Here is a 14,598-nt window from a genome sequence, read left to right as displayed (position 1 = left end):
CCTTTCACTTTCCAGAAATATTTTACAACTTTATTCCTATTTTTCTATAAAAAAAAGACCCCCATCTGCCGATATACGGAGGTCCCCATGCTAATTCCATAACACTATTTTGTTAAATCATAATACAATATTGGCGTAATGTAGGTATTTGAGCCTACTTCTTTTTTCTCATCATATCGAAATACGAAACCGGCTGATCCACCTTCATTTTAACTAGTTGCAACGGGTGACGGGCCGCATCTAGAACATTACCTTCTTCATCCTGTATTTCGCCGACAACCTGTTTGAAAAAGTGACCTCCCGGGCCGAAAAATTCAATTTCCTGTCCTGGTTTGAAATGATTGCGCTGTTGAATGGTTGCCATTCCTGTTTCAGCATCATACCCCATGACCAATCCAGCGAAGTCAAAAGGTACAGCCTTTTCTTCCGGTTCATAGATATGATCTTCATGGTCTGGTGTATCATAGAAAAATCCGGTATTCAGCGGGCGATTCGCCGCTTTGTTCATTTCTTCAACCCATTCAGGTTTCAGAACATAATTTTCCGGGTCTGCCATATAGGCGTCAATGGCTTGACGGTATACGTTAACCACGGTTGCCACGTAGTGGATCGATTTCATACGTCCTTCGATCTTGAAACTGTCCACACCCACATCAATCAACTCGGGAATATGGCCAATCATGCACAGATCCTTTGATCCCATGGAGAATGAATTATCCTGTTCCTCGAACAGGGGAAGCTGATTCTCACCTAGTTTGAATGGCGCAGGGGCCTTCATCTGCATGTCCTCTTCGCTGACCCACACCGTATCTTCTCTCGCATCCTCGAACAGATCATACTTCCAGCGGCAAGACTGGCAACAGCCGCCCCGGTTGGAGTCCCGATCCGTAAAATGGTTGGAGAGAACGCAACGTCCGGAATACGACGAACACATCGCCCCGTGAATAAAGGCTTCAATTTCGATATCCACATTGGCCTTGATCTCTTCAATCTCTTCAAAGCTAGTCTCACGTCCGAGAACAACACGTGGAAGTCCTTCATCTTTCCAGAACTTCACGGCTTGCCAGTTGAGTGTGGATTGTTGAGTACTTAGATGTACCTCAAGGCCTGGCACAGCACGAAGCGCTACTTCAATAATAGCCGGATCAGCTACGATGATCGCAGAGATTCCCGCATTATAGAGGTTTTGCAGGTACGTTTCGATACCCTCAACATCCTCATTATGTGCATAGATGTTTGTCGCTACGAACACCTTGGCTCCATACTTTTTGGCAAACTCCACACCTTCACGCATCTCTTCAAAGCTGAAGTTATCCGCGTTGGAACGCAGTCCATAGGCTTGTCCACCGATATATACGGCATCTGCACCGTAATGGATCGCAAATTTCAGTTTTTCCAGATTACCCGCCGGAGCTAGCAGCTCCGGTTTGTCCAGACGGTTACGTTTACCCGAAAACTTCCGCTGTACCGCCACTGTTTCCATTCTGTTCACCTCGTCTATTAATACACTTGTTCTTTATAGAAAAATCCAAACGACAATTCACGTTCAGGGTCCTGTAACTTGCGCACCTCAGCGAGCCACTCTTCAGAGAAAGCATATGCATCAGCATCGGCTACATAACTGTCAATCGCTGTCCGATATGCACGTACAACAGCTTCATTGTAGGTAAGTGATTTTAACATACCTTCAATTTTGAAACTGTGCACACCCGCCTCCATCAACAGATGAAGATCTTCGAGGATACATATATCCTCTGAGCTCATAATGTGTGTACCGTTAATATCCTCGTAGATCGGGAATTTCTCATCCCGACGTTCAGCCTCGATCAGGAACAATCCCCGCTCTTTCCCCAGATGTCCCTCAACCGGCCGCCCTTGATGAGCCATGTAACTTTGTACCAGACTGCGCTTGGAATGATAAATATTCGTCATGCCATGCACCTGAACCTGAGCTTCCACCTTCAAAAAAGGAACCATTTCCGTCAACTCGTCCATATTCAGCTCTCGGGCAAGTACAACGCGACTAGCTCCCTTGGTTCCCCAATAGTTGGCCGTCGCATAGTTCGTTGAAGTCATCTCCGCATTCCAGTGCAGCTTCACATGTGGAGCGTATTCCTTCATGGTAGCCAGCACGGATGGATCATTAAACTCCACACCATCAATACCGATTCTGCCAAGTGCTTGAACATATTCAGGCAATTCTTTCAACAGTTCGTTGGACATCAGATTAGTCATGGATACATACACACGCGCCTGATGTTTGGCTGCAATGGCAACCACCTCTGCTGTCTCTTCCACGCTAAAGCTACCTGGAAGACGCATGCCGAATCGATCATCTCCAATGACCAGAGCATCTGCTCCAGCCTGGAGAAGCACTTCTGCCTCTTTCACATTCGCTGCTGTAACGAGCAGTTCATGTTTCTTACTCATATAATCCCCTCCGCTTATTGCGCAGCCTTACTTTTGGCTATATTTTGCTGGTGTTCCTTATACGTTTTGGCAAATAGATGTCCAGACGAGCCATCCTTTTTTGTCACATAGAACAGATACTCCGAAGCTTCCGGATTTAGCGCTGCCTCAATGGACGGAAGACTTGGACTGGCAATTGGACCTGGTGGCAAGCCCTTGTTCAGATACGTATTATAGGGACTTTTCACCTTTAGATCCTTGAAAAACAATCGTTCCTTCGGTCTGTCGAGCAGATATTGCACGGTAGCATCAATCTCCAGCTTCATATCCTGATTGATCCGATTGTAGATTACACCTGCAACCAGAGCACGTTCCTCGTCCACTACAACTTCTTTCTCCACGAGTGACGCGATCGTCAGCAGTTCATGCAGGGAAAGGTTCTTTTCCTGGAGCTTGGCTTCCAAATCAGGAATGGAATTAATCTTGGTCTGGAATTCTTCCAGCATCCGTTGCATCACATCATGCGTGGAACTTCCCTTTTTCAGCTCATACGTCTCCGGGAATAGATACCCTTCCAATACGTAGCGAAGTTCTTCATCCACTGGAATATCTTTGATGATATCTACATCAAAGGCCGAAGGATCATTGGCCAGCTTGATGAATTCATCCCGATCTACTACATGCTCATAAGAAAGCTTACCCGCCATTTGCAGAACGTTATAACCCTCCGGAATCGTAAATTTCACCATTTCTTCCGGTACAACTTCGCCACTACTCAGCTTGCTAACAATCTCATCATATGTCACGCCAGGATTCATTGAATATGTACCCGCCATGAAATTAGAACCTAGTTTCTTCCACTTTAAATACCCTTTGAAGGTTAACCCACTTCGAATGAGGCCTTCTTCTTGAAGCTGATCCGCGATTTTCGAAGTTCCCGATCCGCTCTTAATCTCGAATACGACCGGTTCTGTAGAAGCTTCCACAGGACGCATCATACTCCATACGTAACCGCCTGCGCCTCCGGCAAGAACTACAATGATAAGCAGTATGACTACAATTGCTTTCCCTTTCAAAAAAGAAACAACTCCTTTACACAACCAAAAAGAGCGGACTTCTCCGCCCTCCCGGTTTCTTCAATTTGAAGCTGATTTAATCTTCGTCAATGGGGAGTGTACACTCATCATACAGTTCCGAGATGTTCTCCCACTCATCATCATCGTCGATCGTAACTAACTCTGGCATGATCTGGTCTTCACTTCCAGGTGATACCCGCAGAAGTTCAACCTCGTCGTAAGGTCGCAACGAACTGCGGAGCACCGCGTACTGCTGACCGTTCACTTCGAACTCAGCCAACAAGTCATACGGTTGTGATTTACCGTTCTCTTCCTCGAGCTCAACATGAGCACCGAATGCCAGACGCAGTGAATCTGTCCATTTCAGGTCTTTGCGATTATATTCCGTCATTTAGTTCGCTTCCTCTTCATCTTCAGCAAGAAATGTATTAAACGTCTCCTCGACGATATCCCATTCGGCATCATCTTGGATGACGAAAAGTTTAATATCGTCGCCCTCTTCTTCATAACGGAATGCATATACATCCGTTTCGCCATCTTCAGGTTCAACCGGAGCAACCATCATGTACTTGGCCTCCGAACCATCTACTTCAAACTTCATGATGACTTCGAATTCCTCTTCATTACCCTCGTCATCCGCAATGTAAATAATTTCCGCTTCTTCTTCCATACCCAGTTGATCTTCAGCCATTGTTGATCCCCCTCACCTTCTACTATTGGCATCCAAATAATTTTGCAAAATCAAGCTTGCGGCCATTTTGTCCACAACCTGCTTGCGTTTTTTCCGACTGACATCCGCTTCAATCAGCGTACGTTCTGCTGCCATGGTTGTCAGCCGTTCATCCCAAAGGTGAACAGGTAAATTCAGTTCATCCCGCAGGCGATCGGCAAAAGCAATGCATATCTCACCGCGCGGTCCTACGGTGCCGTTCATGTTTTTGGGAAGTCCGACTACGATCTCACTAATCTCATGCTCACGCACAAGTTCGGCAATCCGAGCGAACTCGCCTTCATCACGGCGGCGTTCTAGCACTTCCAATCCCTGGGCAGTCCAACCGAAGGCGTCACTCGCGGCAACTCCGATTCTTCGGTCCCCATAGTCCAAACCTAATATTTTCATCCATGCTCTCCCATCCTGGGGCCTGCTCAGGTCGATTACAAATAATCGCCTTCTCAAGCTTCAGGCTGTCTTCTGTCGGTTCATTTCCCGCTGCCTGCAAGGCTGCAACACAGCGGAAGCGGCGTACATTACCGGTGATTGGCCAGATAGGAACGTACAAGCTCTTCAATCAGCTCATCGCGCTCCTTTTTACGGACCAGACTACGTGCGTTGTTGTGACGAGGAATGTATGCCGGGTCTCCAGAAATCAGATACCCAACAATCTGGTTGATCGGATTATACTCCTTATCGACCAATGCATCATATACCGTGAGAAGAATCTCTTTGGATGATGCTTCCTGTTCGTCACCTTTCACATTAAATTTAACCGTCTTATCCATGGAGTCCATTGATGACACCTCGCTCCTGCATGAACATGGGGACCATGTCCTGCCGAATTGATTTCTGTTTATATAATAACATATTCTGACTGCCACAAGTAAACAAAGGATAAGGCAATTGTGTTTTTTGCTTGTCCTTTACTGGCTTCAGCATATTGCATCATTCGATTCCACACGCTCTCGGGTACAAAAAATAAACGAACAGAACCATTTCGATTTATTTTTTGACGATTGAAAGCCACTCAATGGATTTATGCATTATGCCCGCTAACCAGCGAAACTGCCAGTTTCAGCGCTTCATCCAGCTTGGTCGCATCCTTACCTCCGGCTTGCGCCATATCTGGACGTCCGCCGCCACCGCCGCCGCATATTGCTGCGACTTCTTTGACGATTTTGCCTGCGTGTAATCCTTGTTTTACTTGTTCAGCAGGTACTGCTACAACAAAATTCACTTTGCCGTCCGCTGGAGCACCCAATACGAGTACCGCGTTAGGCAATTTTAATTTCAACTCATCTGCCACTGTACGCAGCGCATCCATGTTCGGAGCATCTACGCGTGCTGCCAGCAATTGTGTATTTCCTGCTTGTACCACTTGATCGGTCAATTGACCCGCTTCCATGGCACTCAGCTTGCTTTGCAGGGATTCAGTCTCTCTGGCTGCTTCTTTCAATTGTTGGTTCAGACCTTCAATCCGTTTAGGTACATCAGCCACATTTGCTTTGAGCAGTGCTGCTGATTGTTTAAGCAGTTCCAACTGGCTTTCCACATACAGATATGCGCCGCGGCCAGTTACAGCTTCGATCCGGCGTACGCCGGAGCCAATTCCGCTCTCGCTCACCAGTTTGAAGATTCCAATCTCTGAAGTATTATTTACGTGACAGCCGCCACAAAGTTCCAAACTGTAGTCTCCGACTTGAACAACACGTACAATATCTCCATATTTTTCACCAAACAGGGCCATCGCACCCATTTCTTTGGCTTCATCAATAGCTTTCAGCTCGATGTTCACGTTCAGACGATTCCAGATCTGTTCGTTCACTTGACGCTCAATTTCTGTCAACTCTTCCGGCGTAATGCTGCCGAAGTGAGAGAAGTCAAACCGCAGACGCTGTGGCTCTACGAGCGATCCTGCCTGGTTTACGTGTGTGCCGAGCACATCTTTGAGTGCCTTGTGCAGCAAGTGGGTAGCCGTATGGTTTTTGATAATGTCGCCACGTTTCGCTGAGTCTACTTCGGCGTTGATCACATCACCTACACGCAGTTCACCAGACTCCACAGTCACCAGATGTACATGTTGTCCGAGTGGAGCTTTGAACAAACCTTGTACTTTTGCTGTTACACCAGCACCTCGCAGCAAGCCCTGATCACTCACTTGACCGCCACTTTCCGCGTAGAACGGAGTCTTGTCCAGAACAACCTGACACGTCTGTCCTTCGCCTACAGATTCAACAAGGGCGTCACCAGCTACGATGGCTACCACTTTTGCTTCCGTCAACAGGTCAGTATAACCAACAAACTCGCTTTTAACCTCCAGATCAGCAAGTGGTCCGCCTTGGACTTTCATGCTCTCGTTCTCTTGACGCCCAGCACGTCCAAGCTCACGTTGTTTCTGCATGGAAGCATCAAAACCTTCACGGTCCACAGTCAGACCATGCTCTGCAGCATAATCTTCTGTCAGGTCAAACGGGAAACCGTACGTATCATACAGTTTGAAAGCTTCAGGTCCGCTAATAACGGTGCGTCCTTCGGATTTGGCTGTGCCGCTGATATCAGCCAGAATAGCCAGACCATCTGTGAGTGTTTCGTGGAAACGCTCTTCCTCGGTTTTGATTACTTTGGCGATGAACTCCTGTTTGTCTACTACCTCAGGGTAGTACATGCCCATCACTTCACCAACTGTTGTAGTCAATTCATACAGGAATGGACGGTCAAGTCCAAGCACTTTTCCATAACGAACTGCACGGCGAAGCAAGCGACGGATGACATATCCACGTCCTTCATTACTTGGCAGAACGCCATCACCTACTGCAAAAGCAACCGTACGGATATGATCGGCAATGACTTTCAGTGCAACATCAATCTCTACGCTGTCGTTATATTTCACACCTGCAAGAGCGGCTGTTCTTTGAATCATCGGTTGGAACAGGTCTGTGTCAAAGTTGGAATCCACATTTTGCAGAATGGAAGCAAAACGCTCCAAACCTGCACCTGTATCAATGTTTTTGTTAGGAAGCGGTGTGTAGCTACCATCTTTGTTATGGTTGAACTGGGAGAATACCAGGTTCCATACTTCCAGGTAACGTTCGTTTTCCCCACCTGGATACATTTCAGGATCACTCATGTCGTTTCCGTAAGCTTCGCCGCGGTCATAGAAGATCTCGGTACAAGGACCACATGGGCCTTCGCCGATATCCCAGAAGTTTTCATCCAATTTAATGATACGCTCAGCAGGCAGTCCTACTTTTTCGTTCCACAGTTTGAAAGCTTCTTCATCTTCCGGATATACCGTTACGGAAAGACGTTCCGGATCGAATCCGATCCACTCTTTGCTGGTCAAGAATTCCCAAGCCCATGTTACGGTCTCCTCCTTGAAGTAATCTCCAATAGAGAAGTTGCCAAGCATTTCGAAGAACGTATGGTGACGACGCGTTTTACCAACATTCTCGATATCATTGGTACGGATACATTTTTGGGAGTTCGCTAGACGCGGGTTCTCCGGCTTCTCACGTCCGTCAAAATATGGTTTGAGCGGTGCCATACCTGCATTGATCCACAAAAGAGAAGGATCGTTGTGAGGCACGAGCGATGCGCTCGGCTCGATTTTGTGACCTTTACTTGCAAAAAACTCTATCCATTTGGACCGGATTTCACTGGCTTTCATACTGGATGCCCCCATTAAATTATAATAGTCCGTTGCGTATTCGCTCCGGTTGGTCAACATTGTTTTTGTAAAAATAAACACAAAAAACGCCCCTGAATAATCAGGGACGATGTTATCGCGGTACCACCCTGGTTATTGCTGTTCATCCCTTGCTGCCCGGACAAACAAACAATCTCCTCGTTCATGCGAAATAACGGTCGCTCCCGGCAGGGTTGTCCTGCACTCCGAAATTAGCTTTCCGCCGCTTCATCTTTCAAGACTCTTCCAGCCATCAGTTCAGGCTCACCCTGATCCGATGAAGTCTATTCTCTGAGGAAAGGAACCCTCGGCGTACTTTATTTCATCATCGATTTCATTTTCTCAACATACACATTCATTATATCGGTAGCACAAGCGGGTGTCAACGCGGCCTCGTTGATGTTTTAACCCTGCTATTTAGTCGGTCCTTCGTTTGATGTAATAGGCGAAAAAGTGTTGCACAATCACCTTCAGCACGGCAAAAACAGGTACTGCCAAAATTAAACCTACAATGCCTGCCAGTTCACCTCCGACGAGCAGTGCAAATATAATCGACAGTGGATGCAGATGCAACGTACGTCCCACCACCTGAGGAGAAATAACATTACTCTCCAACACCTGGCACAGTGTGTTCACAATGACAACAAGTAGTACCATTTTAAACGATACGGTTGATGCCATGACCACAGCAGGAGCAGCTCCAAGGAACGGCCCCAAGTAGGGCACAATGTTAAACACAGCTACAATGCTTGCAAGTAGCAGGGCATACGGCATATCAATGACGATATAACCAATGTAGGCAAAGATACCAACAATGACACAGACAATAAACTGTCCCCGAATGTAGTTCCCCAGTGCAGTATCGATCTCTTTCATCACCGAGACAATCGCTTTCCGACGTGAACGCGGAAGATACGCCACAATGGTGCGTTCAAACACCTCAAAGTCTTTTAACATATAAAAGATCAGAAATGGCACGATAAACACATTGAATAACACATTAATGGTCGCCCCGATATTATCCATGAGCACAGCAATTCCCTGAGTTAGTCGATCCTCCATCTGAAAAAACCAACTGTTCATGCCTGTTCGCACACTTGGCGGCATTAATTTGTGATCCATATTGTTCATCAGGCTCTGTGCACGCATGGATAGCTCCGGCATATGCTCGTTGAGTTCCCCCAGCTGTTCAATCAATACCGGAATGACATTCATCAGAATGACACCGAGGCAGGTCAGGAAAAAGGCATATATCAGTAGTACCGCAATCGTACGCGGCACCTTGCGCCCTCCCAGCATGCTGACAATCGGATTAAGTACATAGGATATGATAAGGGCTACGATAAAGGGTGCCAGCACTGTTTTCAGGAACGCATATATGTGAAGCAGTAAAGGCCGCAGCAGCCAAATAAAATATAAAATGATCAATCCGAGCAGCAGCCAGATCGCGTAACGGAACAGCTTGTTTTTGGTTAATTGCTCCACTTGCATCTCTCCTTTTGGACTGGCTCTGAGAGTCAGTATATGTAGGAAAGGTAATATTTATTAACACAGCGCAGAAGTGGAAAGGAGTAATCCGAACATTTTTTCCTCAAACCAAAAAACGCCTCCTTCATCAGAGAAGGAAGCGCATTTTGCAGTACGGGTTAGCATATAATCAACCATACACCAGCCCAACCATTATGTAACCGCATCTATATACAACTGCCAACAATTAACGACAGCCTCCCATGACAGACATTGTCATGAAACCGCATATAGAGGAAGTTATTCTGCTTATTAAGAAGAAGCGTGAAGATGAGGGAAGTCTTGGGGCAGCTCGTCCCCGAAAAACAGATCATCCAGGGAACTCAGCGTACCGTCTTCTTCCACCTGATACACAGACATTTTCTCACCGTTCACCGTTAATTCAATAAAGCATCCCCAGCAATAAAACTGGTGGGAACCAATTTTCCCGATATCTTTGGAACTACAGTTTGGACATTTCATATTCATTCACCTATCCATTAACAGAATGAATGGCATTTTCCAAGCGTTGTTCACTCAAAGACGGCACCATAATGGCACTTTCCCCGATGGACATATCGCTTGTACATGGCAGCCATTTGCGGCCCTCGATCAGATCGGACACAAAACCGTCCGTAATTTCAATCCCTATTATTGTATTTCCCAACTCTTGGTCAAAATAAACATCGGAGACACGCCCAAGCAGCAAACCTTCTTCGGTGAGCACGGACATCTCCTTCAATTTAGACCGACCGAGGAGGTACGTGTATTTTATGTCGTCGGCTCCCGTCTTGCGGACAGCCTGTTGATTACGGATCATGACGGCATCTTCGCCGTAGGCAACGATATCTTGCCACTGCACGATTTTGACATGATTGGTAAACAGACCTTTGTTCTCAAGCTCAATGCCTTCGATCTCCCAATCATCATTCACAATGAAATCCTGGATTTTACCGACCTGCTTCCCGTCCTCAACATCAAAAACGGCAAGTCCGATCATTTCCTGAAGCTTCATCGCTGGGTCCCCCTCATCTTCTTATCATTAAATAGGCGCGGCGCTATTGCTAGGTATGCCCAAAGTTGATGAGTGGCAATCAGACGCCGTTCATCAAAACCGCTTCTATCCAACCGATGAAATGGAACTTCTTCCCTCCTTCTGTTCCATGTGTAAAGTTCCCCTTAGGGTCTATTACGCAGTCGTCCAAGAATGGTTCCAATTTTTTCGGCGGTTATCATGATTTCTTCCGTAGTATTACCCAATCCCCAGCTAAATCGAATCGCAGAGTGTAAAAATGTTTCAGGCAATTTCATCGCTTTGAGCACATGAGAGACTTCAAGTGAACCGGAAGTGCAGGCAGAACCGCTTGCAACAGCAATTCCTTCCATATCCAGATTCATTAACATCGTCTCTGTGGACACTTCCGGAAAGCTGATATTCAAGATGTTTGGCAGCGTATGCTCCAGGTGTCCATTCACGTGAAAGTGCTCCGTCCCCACATGAATTTCAAGCTGTTCCAACAAAAGTTTACGCAATTCCAAATCATGCTGACGGTGCACCTCCGTCTGTGCTGATGCAATCTTGAGGGCCTCTGCAAATCCGGCAATACCCGCAATATTTTCCGTACCTGCGCGTCGTTGACGCTCTTGCAGCCCACCGTGAGCTCTTGCTTCCAGCACAATTCCTCGCCGTACATAGAGTGCACCCACGCCCTGAGGTCCGTTGATTTTATGCGCAGAGAAGCTGATCAGATCCACAGGCAGTTCCTTACAGGAAATATTCTGGCTGCCCAGAGCCTGAACCGCATCGGTATGGAAAAGGATATTATGCTGACGGGCAAGCTCGCCTACCTCGCGAATCGGCTGAATGGTGCCCACTTCATTGTTGGCATACATCATGGTAATCAGCACCGTATCCGGCCGAATGGCCTCTTGCAACTCATCCAGATTTATTCGTCCATGACGATCCACAGATAGATAGGTTACTTCATAACCTTGCCGCTCCAATTCCTGACACGTATGCAAGACAGCGTGGTGCTCAATTGCGGTCGTAATGACGTGTTTCCCCTTATCCTGCCTGGATGAGACTGCTCCAAAGATTGCCAGATTGTCGCTCTCCGTGCCACCTCCGGTGAATACCAATTCGTCCGGGAAACAGCCCAAAGACGCCGCAATGACATCCCTTGCTCCGCTGACAGTCCGTTTGGCCTCACGCCCAAAGGCATGGATACTTGATGCATTGCCAAATTGTCCTGTCATGACGTTCATCATCGCTTCTGCGACTTGTGGATGCATAGGTGTCGATGCGGCGTGATCCAAATAAATTCGTTTCATTTATCTTCACCCCGTTATATGTTAAAATATCTTATTTTTTTATTTTTCTGTTAAGGCATGGATAAAGCCCCCAAATGGGGGCTCAAGTATGTTACCATGTCATGCTCATCGCAGTCATTGTTAAATGTAAAACATGTAGCTATCTTTTTTGTCCTGATCCTGGAAGGTAATCAAGTCTTTCAGTGTTGTGGAATCCAACACTTCCGCAATGCCGTCACGAATACGCAACCACAGATCACGTTTCGCCGGATCATCTTCCTCCGTGAAATCTACTGGAGAGATTGGCCCTTCCAGTACACGGATTACATCGCCTGCAGTCACAGTTGCAGGATCACCCGCAAGGATATAACCGCCGTAAGCACCTCTAATGCTTTTCACCAGTCCTGCATTACGCAGTGGAGCAATCAGTTGCTCCAAGTAATGCTCCGAGAGCTGGTTGCGCTCAGCAATGCTTTTAAGTGATGTAGGGCCTTCGCCTATTCTGGCAGCAAGCTCCATCATGATTGTGAGGCCGTAACGGCCTTTTGTCGATATTTTCAAAGGAGTCACCTCTTTCAATTTTCAGAAACGATTGGAAACTTTATATTTAATCCTATGGTCCATGACCGTCTATTTCACGATCTGTCCACAGCGGAGATGCATTGAGATTAGCATAAACCTTCTAATCCTCCGTATTCCGATCATAACCCTCAGCTAATGTTAACATATCTGCATGCTTTATGGAAAAGAAAGATTGACGATATTCCAAAATGTGCGTCTGTGGTGGACACTATCCAAAATTGGCCGGGTGTATCGTATCTTGAGTCCGGTTATGCTAGAATAAGAAACGAAACACATTTATATATAGAAATGGTGATAACGATGTCCAAAACAATTGAAAATACACGGGTCGTCGTTGGCATGTCCGGAGGTGTCGATTCTTCCGTTACCGCACTGCTGCTGAAAGAGCAAGGGTACGATGTCATCGGCATTTTCATGAAAAACTGGGATGACACCGACGAGTTCGGCCACTGTACCGCTGAAGAAGATTCAGAGGATGTACGCCGCGTATGTGAACAGATCGGCATTCCTTACTACACTGTCAACTTCGAGAAAGAATATTTTGATAAAGTATTTACCTATTTCCTTGATGAATATAAGTCGGGCCGCACGCCAAATCCGGATGTCATGTGTAATCGTGAGATCAAATTTGGTGAATTCCTGAACAAAGCTCTGGATCTCGGCGCAGATTATGTAGCTACAGGACACTATGCTCGCCTGATTGAAGAAGATGGCACACTCAAGTTGCTTCGTGGTGTGGACAACAATAAGGATCAGACCTATTTCCTTAACGCGCTCAATCAGAACCAGCTGTCCAAAGCCATGTTCCCGATTGGTCATCTGCCCAAACCCGAAGTACGCAAAATCGCAGAAGCGGCTGGTTTGTATACTGCCAAGAAAAAAGACAGCACAGGTGTCTGCTTCATCGGTGAGCGTAATTTCAAAGAGTTCCTGAGTAACTATCTGCCTGCCAAAGGCGGAGACATGGTTGATATCGCAACCGGTGAAGTCAAAGGTCGTCATGACGGTCTGATGTACTACACACTTGGACAGCGCCAAGGTCTTGGCATTGGCGGTTCCGGCAATGGTGAACCTTGGTTCGTTGCAGACAAGAATCTGGAGAAGAATCAACTGCTTGTTGTTCAGGGCGATGCCCATGCAAGCCTGTACTCCACAGGTCTAACCGCAACGGGTGTGAACTGGATTGCTGGTGCAGAGCACATGCCTAATGTGCCATACCGTTGTACTGCCAAATTCCGCTATCGTCAGCCGGATCAAGGTGTAACATTGACCTGGCAAGAAGATGGAAGTGTCGATGTCCAATTTGACCAGCAGCAAAAAGCCATTACACCAGGACAAGCCGTTGTTTTCTACGACGGAGAGGTCTGCCTGGGTGGGGGTACGATCGATCAGGTGCAAAAAGTACCTGTACCCGCAATGCAATAATAGAGCTTGTCCATTAAAATGCGGATTATACACAATACCGTGTATCCCTATTAAAAAAGCCGTCTTTCATGTATACCATGAAGGATGGCTTTTTTCCTGCTTATTTTTGCAAAAAAATTAAAAATAGTTCGTTATGCAGTCAACCAGACTCCTGCCCAGGCGGCCAACACCCCAACTACAACCGAACTGATGACGTAGAGCGCCGCGCTTGCATATCGTTGTCGACCCATAAGTCCTAAGGTTTCATAACCAAAGGTAGAGAACGTCGTGTACGCACCGCAAAATCCGGTTCCCCAAATCACCCAGATTCCATCTGAGATCATTGCAGATTCATGCCATCCATATAACAACCCAAGCAACAATGAACCACTGATGTTGATGATCCATGTTCCCCATGGAAAAGCCGTTCCCAGCAAGCCAGAGACCCATTTTCCCAGACTGTAACGCAGTACCGCACCCAGCACACCTGCAAAACCAATCCACAGGATCATGAGGCATCACCCTCTTGTTTTTGTGCTCCCAACATACGATGTCCAAGGCTCATTCCCAGCGCACAGAGCAACAATCCTGCCAACAGACTCACGATCATATAAATAGCGGCACTGATCCATTCGCCCCCTTCGGATAAACGAACAATATCAAGCGTAAACGTGGAGAATGTCGTAAATGCGCCAGTAAAACCTGTACCAATCGCCAGTCGAAGTTGTGGTGTTATTTTGCCTGGAACAGCTATGGTAAAGAACCAACCCAAAAAAAGGCTGCCCATCGCATTGATTAACAGCACTGCCCATGGGAACCCCCCATGGACAGTTGGTATCCCTAACTGTATGGCATATCGGGTCAATGTACCGAGAGATCCACCCGCCCCTATATACAAAAGCTCTTTCATG

Annotated in this window: 16 protein-coding genes; 1 reads left to right on the top strand and 15 read right to left on the bottom strand. The window is 46.8% G+C overall.

Going from position 1 to position 14,598, the window contains the following annotated elements:
• Nucleotides 1–154 precede the first annotated feature (154 nt).
• The 13 genes from C170_RS28485 to cymR all read right to left on the bottom strand — a co-directional run bounded on the left by C170_RS28485 (nucleotide 155) and on the right by cymR (nucleotide 12,262).
• A complete protein-coding gene (locus C170_RS28485; protein WP_036616961.1) occupies nucleotides 155–1,483 on the bottom strand; it encodes a peptidase U32 family protein in 1,329 nt (442 codons plus the stop codon).
• Nucleotides 1,484–1,500: 17 nt separating this feature from the next.
• Nucleotides 1,501–2,430, bottom strand: coding sequence for a peptidase U32 family protein (locus tag C170_RS28480; protein WP_036616959.1), 930 nt, complete (start codon nucleotides 2,428–2,430; stop codon nucleotides 1,501–1,503).
• Nucleotides 2,431–2,444: 14 nt separating this feature from the next.
• Nucleotides 2,445–3,485, bottom strand: coding sequence for an endolytic transglycosylase MltG (gene mltG / locus C170_RS28475; protein ID WP_235193974.1), 1,041 nt, complete (start codon nucleotides 3,483–3,485; stop codon nucleotides 2,445–2,447).
• A gap of 76 nt (nucleotides 3,486–3,561) precedes the next feature.
• A complete protein-coding gene (locus C170_RS28470) occupies nucleotides 3,562–3,876 on the bottom strand; it encodes a DUF1292 domain-containing protein (protein WP_036616957.1) in 315 nt (104 codons plus the stop codon).
• A complete protein-coding gene (locus tag C170_RS28465; RefSeq protein WP_017686820.1) occupies nucleotides 3,877–4,176 on the bottom strand; it encodes a DUF1292 domain-containing protein in 300 nt (99 codons plus the stop codon).
• A 12-nt stretch (nucleotides 4,177–4,188) separates the two neighbouring features.
• Nucleotides 4,189–4,605: a Holliday junction resolvase RuvX gene (gene ruvX, locus C170_RS28460; protein ID WP_036616953.1), complete on the bottom strand. Its 417-nt coding sequence runs from the start codon at nucleotides 4,603–4,605 to the stop codon at nucleotides 4,189–4,191.
• 128 nt (nucleotides 4,606–4,733) lie between these two features.
• Nucleotides 4,734–4,994: an IreB family regulatory phosphoprotein gene (locus tag C170_RS28455; protein ID WP_036616950.1), complete on the bottom strand. Its 261-nt coding sequence runs from the start codon at nucleotides 4,992–4,994 to the stop codon at nucleotides 4,734–4,736.
• Between the two features lie 242 nt (nucleotides 4,995–5,236).
• Nucleotides 5,237–7,867: an alanine--tRNA ligase gene (alaS, locus tag C170_RS28450; RefSeq protein WP_036616949.1), complete on the bottom strand. Its 2,631-nt coding sequence runs from the start codon at nucleotides 7,865–7,867 to the stop codon at nucleotides 5,237–5,239.
• Nucleotides 7,868–8,302: 435 nt separating this feature from the next.
• On the bottom strand, nucleotides 8,303–9,370 hold the full coding sequence (locus C170_RS28445; RefSeq protein WP_036616947.1) for an AI-2E family transporter: 1,068 nt from the start codon (nucleotides 9,368–9,370) through the stop codon (nucleotides 8,303–8,305).
• A 294-nt stretch (nucleotides 9,371–9,664) separates the two neighbouring features.
• On the bottom strand, nucleotides 9,665–9,874 hold the full coding sequence (locus C170_RS28440; RefSeq protein ID WP_017686815.1) for a hypothetical protein: 210 nt from the start codon (nucleotides 9,872–9,874) through the stop codon (nucleotides 9,665–9,667).
• Between the two features lie 10 nt (nucleotides 9,875–9,884).
• Nucleotides 9,885–10,406: a PRC-barrel domain-containing protein gene (locus C170_RS28435; RefSeq protein ID WP_017686814.1), complete on the bottom strand. Its 522-nt coding sequence runs from the start codon at nucleotides 10,404–10,406 to the stop codon at nucleotides 9,885–9,887.
• Between the two features lie 164 nt (nucleotides 10,407–10,570).
• On the bottom strand, nucleotides 10,571–11,722 hold the full coding sequence (locus tag C170_RS28430) for a cysteine desulfurase family protein (RefSeq protein ID WP_036616944.1): 1,152 nt from the start codon (nucleotides 11,720–11,722) through the stop codon (nucleotides 10,571–10,573).
• Between the two features lie 120 nt (nucleotides 11,723–11,842).
• Nucleotides 11,843–12,262, bottom strand: coding sequence for a cysteine metabolism transcriptional regulator CymR (gene cymR, locus C170_RS28425; protein ID WP_017686811.1), 420 nt, complete (start codon nucleotides 12,260–12,262; stop codon nucleotides 11,843–11,845).
• A 321-nt stretch (nucleotides 12,263–12,583) separates the two neighbouring features.
• Here cymR and mnmA point away from each other — a divergent pair, with 321 nt between their 5' ends.
• A complete protein-coding gene (gene mnmA / locus C170_RS28420) occupies nucleotides 12,584–13,708 on the top strand; it encodes a tRNA 2-thiouridine(34) synthase MnmA (protein ID WP_036616942.1) in 1,125 nt (374 codons plus the stop codon).
• A 131-nt stretch (nucleotides 13,709–13,839) separates the two neighbouring features.
• On the opposite strand, the gene crcB is transcribed toward mnmA, so the two are convergent.
• Together crcB and C170_RS28410 are read right to left on the bottom strand one after the other, a co-directional pair.
• Nucleotides 13,840–14,199, bottom strand: coding sequence for a fluoride efflux transporter CrcB (crcB, locus tag C170_RS28415; RefSeq protein WP_036616940.1), 360 nt, complete (start codon nucleotides 14,197–14,199; stop codon nucleotides 13,840–13,842).
• Nucleotides 14,196–14,597: a fluoride efflux transporter FluC gene (locus tag C170_RS28410; RefSeq protein WP_036616937.1), complete on the bottom strand. Its 402-nt coding sequence runs from the start codon at nucleotides 14,595–14,597 to the stop codon at nucleotides 14,196–14,198. Before C170_RS28410 ends, crcB begins: the two co-directional genes overlap by 4 nt.
• Between the last annotated feature and the right edge of the window lies 1 nt (nucleotide 14,598).

This window comes from Paenibacillus sp. FSL H7-689, from assembly GCF_000517905.1.
GTDB classification, from domain to species: Bacteria; Bacillota; Bacilli; order Paenibacillales; family Paenibacillaceae; genus Paenibacillus; species Paenibacillus amylolyticus.
The sequence above is the reverse complement of the archived record's forward strand: the minus strand, read 5'-3'. Positions and strand labels throughout refer to the sequence as shown.